Origin of the sequence: Marinobacter salinexigens (assembly GCF_008370345.1) — a bacterium.
Taxonomy (GTDB): domain Bacteria; phylum Pseudomonadota; class Gammaproteobacteria; order Pseudomonadales; family Oleiphilaceae; genus Marinobacter; species Marinobacter salinexigens.
This window is the reverse complement of record NZ_VTUU01000013.1, coordinates 1-14,515: the sequence shown is the minus strand read 5'-3', so window position 1 is coordinate 14,515 and position 14,515 is coordinate 1. Positions and strand designations below refer to the sequence as shown.

Here is a 14,515-nt window from a genome sequence, read left to right as displayed (position 1 = left end):
CGCAGCGGTCATGACACAGCCTAAAACTGTAAGGGCCGCTGCTGTCCAGATTGCGCCAGACCTGGAAAGTGCCGCCGGCACTTTGGCCCGGGTTCTGGATGCAATCGATGAGGCAGCAGCAAAGGGAGTTGAACTTATCGTCTTCCCGGAAACCTTTGTGCCCTACTACCCATACTTCTCTTTCGTATACCCGGCAGTGGCCTGTGGGCCGGAACATCTCCGTTTATATGAGGAAGCGGTTACGGTCCCGGGTCCGATCACGGATGCTGTTTCGGAAAGAGCGCGGGCCTGCAAGATGGTTGTTGTTCTCGGTGTAAACGAACGCGATAACGGCTCCCTCTATAACACCCAGGTCATTTTCGATGCGGACGGCAAGCTCGCTCTGAAGCGCAGGAAGATCACTCCCACCTACCATGAACGAATGATCTGGGGTCAGGGAGATGCATCTGGCCTGAAAGTGGTGGATACCGCTGCAGGAAAGGTTGGTGCACTCGCCTGCTGGGAGCACTACAACCCGCTGGCTCGATATGCACTGATGACCCAGCACGAGCAGATTCACTGTAGCCAGTTCCCAGGCTCTCTCGTAGGCCCTGTATTCGCAGACCAGATCGAAGCAACCATACGCCACCATGCACTTGAGTCCGGCTGCTTCGTCGTCAACGCAACAGGATGGTTAACGGACGATCAGATCGAATCAATTACTCCAGACGAAAAGCTACAGAAAGCCCTTCGGGATGGCTGCAACACCGCCATTATTTCACCGGAAGGAAAGCATCTGGCTGAGCCTATGAGGTCTGGTGAAGGCCTGGTGATAGCAGATCTGGACTTTGCCCTGATCACCAAACGCAAGAGGATGATGGATTCCGTCGGACACTATGCGCGCCCGGAATTGCTCAGCCTTGCGATCAACGACAAACCTGCCCGCTATAGCCATGCGCTATCTCAAACAGCTGAACCCGAACGATTCCAAGGAGCCGATGATGAGCCTGGCAAAACCATCGAATCAATTGATTACTGAGCTACAAACCCGAGGTCTCAGAATGCAGGGGGCGGCTGGTGACCATGTAAGTCGTCGAGGCGGAGCCGGACCTTCCGACCATCAGGCCATCACTGTGGACGGTACAACGGTGATGGTACCCATCTATACCCAATCTGCGTGGAATTCACCGTTCAGCATAGAATCAGCGGATGAAGGGCACAGGCTTCTACGGGATCAGATTCCCATCACCGACATTACATTTTCAAATACCCCGCGATTTTATGATCTGGAAACGTCTGATGGTATTCCCTATTCCCATATCGCCACCCTGCATAGCAAAGACGTACTCGCGACAACGGTTCTGCAAACCTGTATTCGCTATGAGAGCCGTCGCAAAGCCTGCAAGTTCTGTTCGATTGGCCAGTCCCTGCAGGCCGGCCGTACTGTTGCCCATAAATCCCCGGAACAACTGGCGGAAGTAGCCCGGGCGGCGGTGGAGCTGGATGGCGTAAAGCACATGGTGATGACTACCGGTACACCCGCAACAAGTGATCGCGGTGCTGCCGTACTGTGCGATAGCGCAGCGGCGGTGCGCAGCGCAGTAGACATACCGATTCAGGCCCAATGCGAGCCTCCCCGGGACCCCATCTGGTACCAGAAACTCAAAGATTCAGGTGTTGACACACTGGGAATGCACCTTGAAGTGGTTACTCCCGAACGACGGAAAAACCTGATGCCGGGAAAATCCGAAGTATCGATTGAGGAATACATGGATGCCTTCAGAGAAGCGGTAAAGGTATTTGGGCGAGGACAGGTTAGCACCTACATCCTCGCGGGCCTGGGGGATAGCCAGGAATCAATTCTCGCGATCAGCGAAGAGCTCATCGCTATCGGCGTCTACCCCTTCGTGGTGCCTTTCGTACCGATTTCCGGAACCCCTCTTGAGGATATTCCACCGCCAAGCAGCCAGTTCATGGAATCCATTCTCGCACCTCTTGGAAAGCGTTTGCGTGCCGCAAGGTTGCTGTCGAGCGATATCAAGGCGGGCTGCGGCCGCTGTGGTGCATGTTCAACGCTCTCAAAATACGAGCACTAAGGCACAAGGGAGTGATTACGATGAACTCAAGCCATCAACCTGACTACTCCGAATACACCATCAAATGGGCCAGTCTGGATTGGGAAAAGGATGAAGCCTACGCGCTGCGAAAGCGGGTCTTCTGCGACGAGCAGTCCCTGTTCGAAGGCGATGATCTGGACCAGAAGGATCAGACTGCCCAATTACTTGTCGCTCTGGGCGGATACGGTGGGTGGCATGAACGGGTTGTCGGTACTGTGCGCATCCACGAGGAAAACCCCGGGCTTTGGTATGGTTCAAGACTGGCAGTCGATCCATCGTACCGAGCCCATGGCAATATCGGGTCGACACTGATCAAACTGGCTGTGTCCAGCGCCCACGCGCTGGGGTGCCAATCTTTCCTGGCAACGGTACAGGCACAAAACGAAGAACTTTTTCGGCGCCTCCACTGGCACACCCTTGCCAAAAAAACGATTTACGGTCGCCCCCATGTCTCCATGGAGGCAGGTCTTACCTTCTATCCGCCGTGCCACACTCCGTTCAGCGGCTTCGTACTCAGGGCCAAACAGCGCCATGAAGCTACAGAACTCGCCCCTCAGTTGACCGGTATGTTAATAGCGAACCCGTTGGCAGGTGCTCGTCAACGCACTGCTTTGCAGGGAGTTTAATCATGAACCGTACCTGCAGTCTTGAACATACGCTGAGACACGTCCGTCAATATGCCGGAATTTCACAGAAACAGGATATAAACCAACTGGCCCCCGGGCTTCGGCCCCTGCCCAAGGGTTGGCACCCGAACGGGGATGATGCAGCTGCCATTCCGGACGCCGAAGGGTATTCCCTGCTTGCCATGGAAGGCTTTATCAACGACTTTGTAGAATCCGACCCCTGGTTCGCAGGCTGGTGCGGCGTAATGGTCAATATCAGTGACATCGCAGCCATGGGCGGACACCCTCAGGCCGTCGTGAATGCATTGTGGAATCATGACAGCGACAATGCCCGTCTCATTCTGGAGGGCATGACAGCAGCAGCCGAAACCTTCGGGGTGTCCATTGTAGGTGGCCATACGAATCTCAGGGCCAATCAACCACAGTTGGCTGTCGGGATTCTTGGCCGGAGCCGGAATCTTTTATCCGCCTTCAACGCACAGCCGGGCCAGATTCTTGTCGCGGCCATCGATTTACGCGGAGCCTTCCGAAAGCCATACCTAAACTGGAATGCTGCCACCACTGCGACCCCAGAACAGCTAAGGGCCGATATCGCGCTATTGCCCGAAATAGCAGACCAGCACCTGGCCGCCGCAGCAAAAGACATCAGCCAGGCGGGTCTCCTGGGAACGACCCTGATGCTGCTCGAAAGCTCGGCTGTAGGGGCTGCCATCTCTCTGGACAACATACCCAAACCTTCTGGCGTCAGCTGGGATGACTGGCTCTGCGCCTTCCCTAGCTTTGGCTACATCCTGACGACAGACGCCGCTTCACTACCAGCACTGCTTGACCGCTTTCATAAACGGAATATCAGCGCCGCTGCAATTGGTGAGATCACAGACACCAACCAACTGTGGGTCTCACAAGGGCAAAAAGAACAGCTCTTCTGGGATCTCGATACCTCTTCGTTGACGGGACTTCACCGCCAACCTTCAGCCGAAAAAATGACATTTGAGGACTAAAGAATGCCTGCTATCAATTTTTGTATTCGATGGCCCGATGGCTCAGAAGACAGCTGCTATTCGCCCTCAACAGTTGTCCGCGAGCACTTCAGTTCCGGCCAGAGTATGCCTCTCGCCCAGTTCCTGGAAACGGCAGAAACTGCACTCAACGAGGCTAGCGGCCGAGTAGAAAAAAAATTTGGATATTTCTGCTCCAGTGCCATGGATCAATTGTCCACCATCAAATCCAAAGCGGCACAGTTCGACAGTGCCGACAACCCACGAATCGAAATAGTAAGCGTGTCCTGACGCTCATCCGATTGCACAACGAAAAGGAACAACACTATGACTAGCAACTCTTCTGGTATATCACACTACCCTGTACTCGTTATTGGCGGGGGACAGGCTGGCCTGTCCATGAGCTACTACCTCAAGAAAATGGGGTTTGATCATCTGGTTTTCGAAAAGAACACCGCCGTCCATGGCTGGAAAAACGAGCGCTGGGATTCGTTCACTCTGGTTACTCCTAACTGGCAATGCGACTTGCCAGGCCACCCATATGACGGGGATGATCCCCACGGTTTCATGACCCGCCAGGAAACTATTGGCTATCTGGAACGGTTTGTTGCAAAGCTGGATGCGCCCCTTCGTGAAGGCGTGTCTGTCAACGCTGTAAGAACCGATGCTGATGGCCTGTATCGTGTTTCTACCTCAGACGGTGAATACACAGCAGACCAGGTTGTTGTGGCTTCAGGCGGCTACCATATTCCGGTGATACCCCGCATGGCTGAGCGGTTACCTGAGTCAGTACTCCAGATGCACTCTGCGCAATACAAGAATGCAGGGCAGCTGCCAGAAGGTGCTGTGCTGGTTGTTGGTTCCGGACAGTCTGGCGCTCAGATCGCAGAAGACCTCCACCTTGCCGGACGCAAAGTATACCTCGCAACCGGCGATGCCCCCCGGGTATCACGTTTTTACCGTGGTAAAGACGTTGTCGAATGGCTCGATGACATGGGGTATTACCAAATGTCTGTAAGTGACCATCCGCTTGGAAAAAATGTACGTAGCAACACCAATCACTACGTGACTGGCCGGGATGGTGGACGCGATATTGATCTTCGAAAGTTCGCCAAAGAAGGCATGGAGCTCTTTGGTCTTATGACCGACTACGACGGTGAAAACCTTACTTTCTTGCCGGATCTGGAAGCAAAGCTTGATAAAGCTGACGCAACCCTCAACAACATCAATGCCCGCATTGATGCCTGGATCGAGAAACAGGGTATCGACACTATAGAAGGGCCTTCGGTATATACACCGGATTGGGCACCAGAGCGAGAGCGTACAGAACTGAATCTCGCCGAAAGCGGTATCACCAGTATCGTTTGGTGCATCGGATTCCGGCCTGACTTTGCCTGGCTGGATGCGCCGGTGTTCAACGGACAGGGTCACCCCCAGCACATCCGCGGTGTCACCCATCAGGCTGGCCTGTATTTCATCGGACTGCCATGGCTGCATACTTGGGGATCCGGACGTTTCTCCGGAGTCCGTCAGGATGCAGAATACCTGGCTAGCCACATTGCGGCGTTTGCTAAAAACCACCAGCCCGCAAAGAACGAAGAAGCACTTGCGTCCTGATCTAACCACACTGCGTACAAAAAAGGGGCAGATGAAGAATCTTCTGCCCCTTTCTCCGTAGATAAACGCCCTGATCTTTTAGTTTGGCTGGCCTGTAAAGCGACTGGATGTCACCAGACTTTCGCCACCTTCGTTGGCGGAGTTCAAGTGAAACGCTATATCAGCCACGCCTCCATCAAGCCCTGCAGGCTCGGCAGCTACCGATACAGGCATTTCAAAACGCTCTCCTGCCCCAACGGTGATATAGGTATGTCCGATCAGGCTAAGATCGTTCATGCCGCTTACACTCAGCTGGAATGCCTTGCTCTCCTGGCTCTTGTTCAGCACTTTAAGGGTGTAGCTGTTTTCAACATTCCCCTGGGCATTGAAACGGAACAGCCCTCTGTCTTTGACCACATCGAACTCGACCATCGGCCGGGCCATAATGGCCCAGAAAAGCGTGGCGATGCAGGCGACCAGGAATGCGCCGTACCCAAGGAATCTGGGCCGAATAATCCGCAGTGGCCCGCCCTCAAGTTCCCTCTCACTGGTATAACGGATCAGGCCTTTTGGATAACCCATTTTGTCCATGATGGAATCGCAGGCATCAATACACGCTGCACATCCGATGCATTCCATCTGCAGGCCATCCCGAATATCAATACCGGTTGGACAAACCTGAACGCACATCTGGCAATCAATGCAATCACCCAGTCCTTCAGACTGATAATCAGAGCCAGCCTTGCGCGCACCTCGGCTCTCTCCCCTCGCTGCATCGTAACTGATGACCAGGGAATCCTTATCCAGCATCGAAGACTGAAATCGACCATACGGGCACATGTGTACACACACTTTTTCTCGAAGCCAACCAGCATTGAGATAGGTGGCTGCTGTGAAAAAGAACACCCAGAACGCAGTCATACCGCTCGCCTGCAGGGTTACAAGGTCAGGAAGCAGTTCCCTGATCGGGGTAAAGTAACCGACGAAAGTCAGAGCTGTCGCCAGGCTGATTGCCAGCCATAACCCGTGTTTGACCACCCTCTTATAGAGCTTTGATACTGAAAAAGACGCCTGATCCAGCTTTTTGCGCTGATTGCGGTCGCCTTCTGCCACCCTTTCAGCCCACATGAATACCCACATCCAGACACTTTGTGGGCAGGTATATCCGCACCATACCCGGCCGGCAACCACGGTTATGAAAAACAGGCCAAATGCGCAAATCATCAGGATAGCAGACAAAAGGACCAGGTCCTGGGGCCAGAAAGTGCTGCCAAAAACGTGGAATTTCTTATCAGACAAATCCCACAACACAGCCTGCCTGTCTCCCCACGACAACCATGCGGTGCCAAAAAAAAGAGTAAACAGAAGGCTCCCGCCGATGATTCGCAGTCTTCGGAAAACGCCCTGAAACTTGCGCGTATGGATCTTGCCATTAGCGTCTGCACCCGCGGCAAGGTTGCGTACAGGAATGGTATTGCTCATCGGAAACTCTCCCCGGCAATTGGATAATTGGTATGCCCGGGAGAGTAATCCTTAGCCCGCAATAGGTGCAGGCCCAATTAAATTAAAGTCAGTAGGGTCAGATGGCCATCTATATTTCTTCAGCCGGAGCAGGCTCAACTGATGTAGAGCGCTCGCGCGAAGAGAGTCCGACACACAGCAGAGCAGCGGCCACCGCGATTGCTCCGGCACACAGGAACAGATCAGCAAACCCGTTGAGATAGACAGTCACAGGAGAAACCGACATCTGCGCAGTGATTTCGCTGCCCTGACCAGTTATCACACTCTGAAAAACCTCATCCAGCTGGGTGCAGTCGAACGTGCCGGGGCCGCACGACGATTCCTGTAACTGGCGTCTTACCCCGACGGCCATCACCGTAGAGAGACCTGTAAACCCAACCAACACGCCAAAAAAGCGCGCAGTTGTACTGATACCAGACCCCATTCCCTGTCTGGCTACGGGCAGCGATCCGAGTATTGCTTTCTGAGTTTCGCCGTTGATCAATCCACCGCCGACCCCCAATATCCCCATGCCGATAAAGCTCCAAACAGGATTTCCCATCGAAGCAGCTAAGGAAAGCCAGAAATTACCGGCACCGATAACAAGGAGCCCTGAGCCGAGAAGCCAGGCCGAGTCCAAACGTCCTGACAATCTGCGCGCTAACGATGGCAAAAGAAACATCGCGACAGAGAACGGAAGAAGCGCAAGGCCTGTCCATAAGAAAGAAACACCCATACCTCTCTGCAGATAAAGGGGCAACAGCGCTGCCATAACCTGAGCCGTGCCTGCGTATCCCAACATGGCGATGATGGCTCCAACAAAACGACCTGAACGAAATAAATTCAGATCCAGCATAGGTCTTTCTTTACCGCTTTCTACTCTGACAAAAGCTACAGTCGCTATACATCCGAAGACTGCGACCATCAGTGTCTGGGGATCGACCCAACCGTTTTCAGATCCGCTGATCAGGGTCCAGGTCCATGCGAACATGGTAAGACAGAAAGCGAAAGCTCCGACCCAGTCGAAAGACCCTTTAATATCGCCACGGGTTTCCTGGATCACTTTAGGAACGACGACAACAAGTGCCCCGCAGATAACAACCATGCTCAAAAATGCCGAACGCCATCCAAATAGATCGCCCGCGAGACTGCTAATCAATGGTGCGGTCACCATTGTCAGGCCCATCAAGCTTCCCCACATAGCCCAAGCCTTTATAGAATCCTCTGGGTCACGAAAGGTATGGCCAATGATGGCCAGAGCAGGTGCCAGCAGAAACGCTGCTCCAACACCCTGAACAGCCCGGGCAGCAATAAGCACACTCATCGCTGGAGCCAGACTGCACGCCAGAGCTGAAAGTCCAAACAGATATAATCCATATACAAATACCCTACGCCGACCAAACCGGTCAGATAGTGCTCCTGCCGCCATCAACAAAGACGCAAAACTGAGCAGGAAACTGCTTTGTACCCAGGTCATTTGCGCATAATCAGCACCTAGATCGTTGACAAGGCTGGGCAGAATAACTCCAACCAGGTTGGTATCAAATATCGTTAACGCGCATCCCAAGGATGCGGTAATCAACACAAGCTGCCTATCTCTCATAGTTATCTTTCTTCTTCCGTAGGGGTGGCGAGTTGGTGCCCACGGTTGTAGCGGCGATACAAAGGCTCGGGCGTGGTTGCGGACCGCGCATAAATCATGTCGTACCCATCGAAACCTTTGAGGGCATCCGAAACACATTTGTCTGCACGAATTGCAAATGACGTGAACCCACAGTGGCGCATAAGCGCGAGTTGGTCTCTAAGTACATCACCGATAGCCCTCAGGTCGCCTTTAAACCCATAGCGGGTACGCAAAAGATTGGCCTGACTGTAGGCACGCCCATCACGAAAGCTCGGGAATTGCAGCGCAATGATTGGGAGCTCACCTGATATCGGTCCAAGTACCGCAGGGTCATCGTCCGGACCGAGCCACACACCATGTATTGATCGAACGCCAGTTCCGGATTCATCAAGCTTCTGCCATTGATCCAACGGTAGAATCATGGGCCGACTCTTAGTAACCCACACCTCGTCATCTACAAAGGTCCATTGGTCGTCCGCAAGATAAACACCTCCCCCATTGACCAAGCCGATGATATTGTTCATTGCGCCAACTCCTTATGGTTCTGGAGCTTGCGATAAACCTCATCCTTGAATGGACCGATTCCTAAACGGCGAACGGTTTCTACAAAGGGTTCATCCAGTTCACGGTAACGAAGGTAGGTGCTTAGAAGACGGTCAATTGCATCAGGAACTTCTTCGACCTTAAATGCAGGGCCAATCACTTTACCCAGCGAACTATCCTCACCCTGAGCCCCTCCAATCGTAATCTGGAAAAACTCTTCGCCATTTTTGCTGACACCGAGAATCCCAATATTACCGATATGGTGATGTCCACAAGCATTCATACAGCCGGAGATGTTCAGGCTCAGGGCCCCCAGGTCATGTAGGAAGTCCAGATCATCGAAGCGCTGCTGGATATCGCGGGCGACCGGCAGTGAACGAGTATTGGCCAGGGAACAGTAATCACCACCGGGGCACGCAATTACGTCTGTGAGCAGGCCGATATTGGGAGTCGCAAGGTTCAGTTCCTGAAGCTTTCTCCAAAGGGAATAAAGATCTGTCTTTCTTATATCGGGTAAAACGAGGTTTTGCTCATGCGCAACGCGAATTTCACCAAAACCATAGTGATCTGCCAACTCTGCGACTGACCGCATTTGGTCTCCGGTTACGTCTCCCGGTGGAGCGCTGGCTCCAGGTTTGGTGGAAAGCACTACCGAGACATAGCCCTTAACTTTATGGGCTTGGGTATTGTTCTGCACCCAGATTGCAAAGCCGGAATCTCTTGCCAACCAGGCGCCAAAGTCCATGTCCACCGCATCAACTTTTTCGTAATCCGGGGCGGAAAAATCCCGAGCTACGCGGAAATACTCTTCTTTGGTAAGTTCCGCCGCTCCGTCTCGAATTTGCTCCCATTCCCGTTCAACCTCTTCGGCAAAGGCCTCAACTCCGAGCGCCCGCACCAAGATCTTGATTCTGGCTTTGTATTTGTTGTCGCGGCGGCCATGTCGGTTATACACCCGGAGTATCGCCTCGACATAAGTCAGGAGGTGCTGCCAGGGTAACGCCTCACGAACGATTTCATTGAGGATTGGCGTCCTTCCGAGACCACCACCAACCATCACGCGAAGGAACATCTCGCCCGAATCACCAGAATAGAGGTAGAGCCCAATATCATGAGAGCGCACAGCTGCCCGATCGGACTCCGACGAAGAGATCGCAATCTTGAATTTACGGGGCAGGAACAGGAACTCCGGATTCACAGTCGACCATTGACGCATGATTTCAGCAAGGGGCCGCGGGTCTATGAGCTCGTCCTCCGCAACGCCTGCAAATGCCTCTGTAGTGATATTGCGGACACAGTTTCCTGAAGTCTGAATGGCGTGCATATCATTGTCGGCAAGCCGCTGGAGTATATCCGGGACCTGCTCAAGCTCTATCCAGTTGAATTGGATATTTTGTCGAGTACTGAAATGGCCGTACCCCCTGTCGTACTCATCAGCAATTAACGCCAGCGTTCGAAGCTGATCAGAAGACAAGGTTCCGTATGGTATGGCCACACGCAGCATATAGGCGTGCCGTTGAAGATAAACACCGTTCTGCAAACGTAATGGAAGGAACTCTTCTTCACTCAGCTCGCCATTTACGCGACGGGATACCTGATCCCGGAACTGATGAACCCGTGCCTGTACCAGCGCACGATCATAGCTATCGTAGTTGTACACCTCGAATTACTCCCTGATATAGGTTTTCAGGGAACAAGGCTAACGACGACACTAGCCAGAGTGCAGGCCCAATAAAATTAATTTCTATAGGGACAGGCTTGAGTTTCTGCTAGCTGAGTAATAAATCCTGAAGTCGCCCAAGACCTTCGATTCGCGAAGTATTCCAGGGGTGAGCGAAACTGATTCGCAAGCAATTTTCAAATTGACCAGATACTGAAAACAGGGGGCCCGGTGTAATAATGATCCCGCGCTCTAGGCCCGACATGTACGACGACAGTGTATTCACGTCATTCGGCAGTTCGACCCAAACGGCCAACCCGCCCTTCGGAGTGCTTACGCGAACTTCACCGGGCCAGGTATGCAGCAAAGCAATCAGCTTGTCCCTGTTAGCTCTCAGTTCGTGACGTTGTCTCCGTAAGTGGGATGAAAAGCTGCCATCGGCCATATAGTCAGCCACTCCTTGTTGGAGGTAGCGACTACTGGCCAATTGAGTTACCAGCTTCAGATGCAGGATTCTGTCATGCCAACGGGCCCCCGAAATCCATCCAAGCCGTAGATCCCTGGACAGACATTTCGAGAAGGAACTACATAAGATAACCCGGCCATCCATATCCAGTGCCTTGAGTGGATCAGGAGCGCGGCCCAACGCAGTATCCGCGTATATGTCGTCTTCAATAACCGCCAAATCATGGCGCTCAGCCAAAGCCAGAAGGCGCTTCTTTTCTGGCTCCGGCATCAACGCACCGCCCGGGGTAGAAAACGAAGGTGATACAACGCAAGCTCTTACCTTCCAGCGCTCAAGAACTTCTTCAAGAGCATTCATGTCCATTCCGGTTTCAATAGAGGTCGGCACTTCCACCACTCGCAGGCCTAGCTGCTCAAGAAGCTGCAATACACCATAAAATCCAGGAGACTCTACGGCCACAACATCGCCCCGTTCACAGGTCGCCATTAACGCTAAAAACAACGCATGTTGGCAGCCAGACGTAACACAAAGCTGCTCTGGAGAAGCCGTCCAGCCACGACGGGCATGATGTAAAGCCAGTTGTTCCCTTAAGCCGATATCCCCTGCGGGCTTATCATAATATTGGTAGTCGTCCCCCTTTTGTCGTCGGAGAGCCCGGCCTATTGAACGGTTCAACGTTACAATGCCTGGAGGCAGGTCTCCGCTACGTAGATCTGGCAGTAAATCGAATGCTGCGCTACGCCCCATTATGTCGAGCAGCAGATCGCTTACATTGACGGGGCGCGGCGCTTCAATGCGGGCACGACTCACCGGCTTCTTCACCCCGTCCGGTTGCAGCAATACAAAGTATCCGGCTTTCGGACGGGCCTCAATCAGCCCTTGTGCCTCCAGCCTTTGTAGGGCGTGTTGTACCGTCGCCTTCGAAAGATCCATCTCACTGCACAATGCCCTGATTGATGGCAGGCGCTCGCCCAATCGCCAGCGTTGATCAAGAATGCCCTGCAATAACCAGTTTTCGAGCTGCTGATAACGGTATTCATCTGCCATTTTGCGCTACATCTGTACCTATTTGGAGCTGCTTTTTTACACCTGATCTCATCGGGAATGCAAACGCAGGACGAACTGGAAAGCACATCGATTCCCACTGATCCCTGGCGATGACGAAGAATTTATTCCTCTGCCAGAGTGAGTACCGGCGTACATCCCAATTGCTGTTGCTCAGATTGCCGGAGCGAGCTTCTTCCATTCCTTAAGACCTTTTAACAGATCCCATAGAGCGGAATCACCCACCAGGCTGAGCTGGCTCTCTGACTAATTTACCCCGAACGCACTTCGCCGTTAATCCAGGAAACGAAAGCGCGAACTTTATCGGTACGGAACTTGGCCTCCGGTGCAACGAGGTAATATTGATACTCTGCGGGTACCGATACATCGACCGGGCTAAGAAGTAACCCCGATTTCAGGAGATCAGACACAAGGCTATAACGCATCAGGGCAATCCCTCTTCCAGCGAGAACGGCCTCCACAAGTGTTGTTCCCTCAGTAACCCGGAGAGCTATTGCACTCTCCGGTATTTTAATACCGAGCTTCTCCTGGAACTCCAGCCAGGAGCGTTCCATATCCATCGACTCATCGATCAGCCACGGGAGTCGGACCAGGCTCTCAGGGGTCATGGGATCAGATCTAACAAGCCTGCTGTGGCATACCGGTAGAAGCCTTTCCTCAAGCAAGGGCCTGCATTCTAGACCGGGGTAATTTCCGGCGCCGAAACGAATCGCAAGGTCGACACCGTCTCCCTGAAAATTAACCAACTGGAGTGTGGCCTGTAGGCTCAGCTGTATATCCGGATGGGCGCTCTGGAAAGAGTCAATTCGAGGAACCAGCCATCGACTCGCAAAGGATGGCACTGTGGTTACGGTTAAACGTCCGGGGTCTGTGTCTGGTGAAAACAGGGCAATGCCTCTTTCCAGCTCTTGAAAACCGGATTCCACATAGCCGGAGAGTGCCCGGCCTTCATGGGTTAATTTCACTTCGCGGGTCAGCCGGACAAAAAGTTTTAAACCAAGAAACTCCTCAAGACCGCGAATATGGGTGCTAACGGCCGCCTGCGAAATATTCAGAGCCTCAGCTGCCGATTTGAAACTCAGTTCCCTGGCAGCGTAGCGAAATGCCTGCAATGCCCTTAGCGGAGGTAGTTTCTGCATTGGCTCAACTCTACTTACGGTTAAGTTTTAATTAAGCATATACCAGTTTTACCCGTTTGTTATCCGAACCGTTCATTGAAAACATTCAGTGACTAAATCCACTGAAGGAACACGCATCATGAAAATTCAAGTCCCAATCATCAGTGCCTTTGTCGACGGCGATTCAGGTGGCAACCCCGCCGGTGTGGTTCTGCACGCCGAGCGATTCAGCGCTACGGAAAAGCAGCAGATCGCCACTGCGGTCGGACTTTCGGAAACGGCTTTTGTCTCCCCGTCTGATTCAGCAGACATAAAGCTGGAATTCTTCACTCCAACTCAGCAAATCGCACATTGCGGCCACGCGACCATCGCAACCTTCAGCTTTCTGAGGAAAAAAGGTCTGTTAGCGAATGATCGGTCGTCGAAGGAGACCATAGATGGCCTGCGAACAGTTAACATGGAGGGCGAAGCCGCCTATATGGAACAGAAAGGTCCTCGCTTCGAGTCGCTGGACGAGAAGGATTTTCAGACCGCCCTGCTCTCCCTTGGAATTACTGCCGGGGATCTGATCAAGGGTGCAGAACCGATGCTGGTTAATACCGGAAACAGCTTTGTGGTTCTGGGCATTCGCGACAGCGAAACACTTAAAGATCTTGAGCCGGATTTCAGCCTCATCGAGAAACTCAGCGAAGCTCTGGATCTAATCGGGTTCTACGTGTTCTCCCTCGATGGCGTTGGCGCAGGCAGAGACGCAGGGGCCCGGATGTTTGCGCCCCGATACGGCATCCTGGAGGAGTCTGCGACGGGAATGGCTGCAGGTCCGCTTGCATGCTATCTGCGAGAACAACTGGGTATGCAACAGCAGGAATTCAACATCGAACAGGGGAGCTGGATGGCCGCACCTTCACCAAGCGTCATCAACGTAAGGCTGACCATTGGAACCGACAACAGAATTGAAAACCTGTTCGCAGGTGGTCGTGGCACGATCAGAGACATTGTTGAAGTTGTCTTGTGATGATTTAGAGGCGAGCACACCGAAAAAGGGCGGTCACCATGACCGCCCTTTTTTTGTCTGCTGACCCGTCCTGAATAAGGTTTACACCTTCCGACTGAAGATTATGGAGGGTGTTATGAATACGAAGAGGCGCAGGAGTCAGCGGGATTATTCGCTGGCCTTTAAATTGGCGGTGGTAGGTCAGGTTGAAAAGGGCGAGATGACCTAC

Annotated in this window: 13 protein-coding genes; 7 read left to right on the top strand and 6 right to left on the bottom strand. The window is 52.9% G+C overall.

Going from position 1 to position 14,515, the window contains the following annotated elements; genetic code table 11:
* The first annotated feature begins 10 nt into the window (after positions 1 to 10).
* The 6 genes from FWJ25_RS17560 to FWJ25_RS17535 are packed head-to-tail and all read left to right on the top strand — an operon-like array spanning position 11 to position 5,337.
* Positions 11 to 1,018, top strand: a complete 1,008-nt coding sequence (locus FWJ25_RS17560) for a Nit6803 family nitrilase (protein WP_149601570.1) — start codon at positions 11 to 13, stop codon at positions 1,016 to 1,018.
* Complete coding sequence (locus FWJ25_RS17555; RefSeq protein ID WP_188093660.1) at positions 981 to 2,075, top strand: MSMEG_0568 family radical SAM protein; 1,095 nt, start codon at positions 981 to 983, stop codon at positions 2,073 to 2,075. The genes FWJ25_RS17560 and FWJ25_RS17555 overlap by 38 nt, the downstream gene beginning before the upstream one ends.
* Before the next feature lie 20 nt (positions 2,076 to 2,095).
* Positions 2,096 to 2,722, top strand: a complete 627-nt coding sequence (locus FWJ25_RS17550; protein ID WP_149601569.1) for an MSMEG_0567/Sll0786 family nitrogen starvation N-acetyltransferase — start codon at positions 2,096 to 2,098, stop codon at positions 2,720 to 2,722.
* A gap of 2 nt (positions 2,723 to 2,724) precedes the next feature.
* Complete coding sequence (locus FWJ25_RS17545; RefSeq protein WP_149601568.1) at positions 2,725 to 3,723, top strand: sll0787 family AIR synthase-like protein; 999 nt, start codon at positions 2,725 to 2,727, stop codon at positions 3,721 to 3,723.
* A gap of 3 nt (positions 3,724 to 3,726) precedes the next feature.
* Positions 3,727 to 4,011, top strand: a complete 285-nt coding sequence (locus FWJ25_RS17540; protein WP_149601567.1) for an MSMEG_0570 family nitrogen starvation response protein — start codon at positions 3,727 to 3,729, stop codon at positions 4,009 to 4,011.
* Positions 4,012 to 4,047: 36 nt separating this feature from the next.
* Positions 4,048 to 5,337 (top strand): MSMEG_0569 family flavin-dependent oxidoreductase, encoded by a 1,290-nt coding sequence (locus FWJ25_RS17535; protein ID WP_149601566.1) that lies wholly within the window; start codon positions 4,048 to 4,050, stop codon positions 5,335 to 5,337.
* Between the two features lie 78 nt (positions 5,338 to 5,415).
* Here the strand turns inward: FWJ25_RS17535 and ccoG are convergent, their stop codons facing one another.
* From ccoG to FWJ25_RS17505, 6 genes are all read right to left on the bottom strand, one after another.
* Complete coding sequence (gene ccoG, locus FWJ25_RS17530; RefSeq protein WP_149601565.1) at positions 5,416 to 6,798, bottom strand: cytochrome c oxidase accessory protein CcoG; 1,383 nt, start codon at positions 6,796 to 6,798, stop codon at positions 5,416 to 5,418.
* Between the two features lie 109 nt (positions 6,799 to 6,907).
* Positions 6,908 to 8,419 carry an MFS transporter gene (locus FWJ25_RS17525; RefSeq protein WP_188093659.1) on the bottom strand — a complete coding sequence of 504 codons (1,512 nt, stop codon included), beginning with the start codon at positions 8,417 to 8,419 and terminating at the stop codon, positions 6,908 to 6,910.
* 2 nt (positions 8,420 to 8,421) lie between these two features.
* Positions 8,422 to 8,964: a DUF934 domain-containing protein gene (locus FWJ25_RS17520; protein ID WP_149601563.1), complete on the bottom strand. Its 543-nt coding sequence runs from the start codon at positions 8,962 to 8,964 to the stop codon at positions 8,422 to 8,424.
* Positions 8,961 to 10,643, bottom strand: coding sequence for a nitrite/sulfite reductase (locus FWJ25_RS17515; RefSeq protein ID WP_149601562.1), 1,683 nt, complete (start codon positions 10,641 to 10,643; stop codon positions 8,961 to 8,963). The genes FWJ25_RS17520 and FWJ25_RS17515 overlap by 4 nt, the downstream gene beginning before the upstream one ends.
* A 109-nt stretch (positions 10,644 to 10,752) precedes the next feature.
* On the bottom strand, positions 10,753 to 12,156 hold the full coding sequence (locus tag FWJ25_RS17510) for an aminotransferase-like domain-containing protein (protein ID WP_149601561.1): 1,404 nt from the start codon (positions 12,154 to 12,156) through the stop codon (positions 10,753 to 10,755).
* A gap of 269 nt (positions 12,157 to 12,425) precedes the next feature.
* Positions 12,426 to 13,313: a LysR substrate-binding domain-containing protein gene (locus FWJ25_RS17505; protein WP_149601560.1), complete on the bottom strand. Its 888-nt coding sequence runs from the start codon at positions 13,311 to 13,313 to the stop codon at positions 12,426 to 12,428.
* A gap of 118 nt (positions 13,314 to 13,431) precedes the next feature.
* On the opposite strand from FWJ25_RS17505, the gene FWJ25_RS17500 reads away from it, so the two are divergent.
* Positions 13,432 to 14,307 (top strand): PhzF family phenazine biosynthesis protein, encoded by an 876-nt coding sequence (locus FWJ25_RS17500; RefSeq protein WP_149601559.1) that lies wholly within the window; start codon positions 13,432 to 13,434, stop codon positions 14,305 to 14,307.
* Positions 14,308 to 14,515: the final 208 nt, after the last annotated feature.

Excerpts from the sequence above, each read along its gene's own strand:
- FWJ25_RS17560 (WP_149601570.1), top strand. The coding sequence starts at position 11 with ATGACACAGCCTAAAACTGTAAGGGCCGCTGCTGTCCAGATTGCGCCA.
- FWJ25_RS17555 (WP_188093660.1), top strand. The coding sequence starts at position 981 with ATGAGCCTGGCAAAACCATCGAATCAATTGATTACTGAGCTACAAACC.
- FWJ25_RS17550 (WP_149601569.1), top strand. The coding sequence starts at position 2,096 with ATGAACTCAAGCCATCAACCTGACTACTCCGAATACACCATCAAATGG.
- FWJ25_RS17545 (WP_149601568.1), top strand. The coding sequence starts at position 2,725 with ATGAACCGTACCTGCAGTCTTGAACATACGCTGAGACACGTCCGTCAA.
- FWJ25_RS17540 (WP_149601567.1), top strand. The coding sequence starts at position 3,727 with ATGCCTGCTATCAATTTTTGTATTCGATGGCCCGATGGCTCAGAAGAC.
- FWJ25_RS17535 (WP_149601566.1), top strand. The coding sequence starts at position 4,048 with ATGACTAGCAACTCTTCTGGTATATCACACTACCCTGTACTCGTTATT.
- ccoG (WP_149601565.1), bottom strand. The coding sequence starts at position 6,798 with ATGAGCAATACCATTCCTGTACGCAACCTTGCCGCGGGTGCAGACGCT.
- FWJ25_RS17525 (WP_188093659.1), bottom strand. The coding sequence starts at position 8,419 with ATGAGAGATAGGCAGCTTGTGTTGATTACCGCATCCTTGGGATGCGCG.
- FWJ25_RS17520 (WP_149601563.1), bottom strand. The coding sequence starts at position 8,964 with ATGAACAATATCATCGGCTTGGTCAATGGGGGAGGTGTTTATCTTGCG.
- FWJ25_RS17510 (WP_149601561.1), bottom strand. The coding sequence starts at position 12,156 with ATGGCAGATGAATACCGTTATCAGCAGCTCGAAAACTGGTTATTGCAG.
- FWJ25_RS17505 (WP_149601560.1), bottom strand. The coding sequence starts at position 13,313 with ATGCAGAAACTACCTCCGCTAAGGGCATTGCAGGCATTTCGCTACGCT.
- FWJ25_RS17500 (WP_149601559.1), top strand. The coding sequence starts at position 13,432 with ATGAAAATTCAAGTCCCAATCATCAGTGCCTTTGTCGACGGCGATTCA.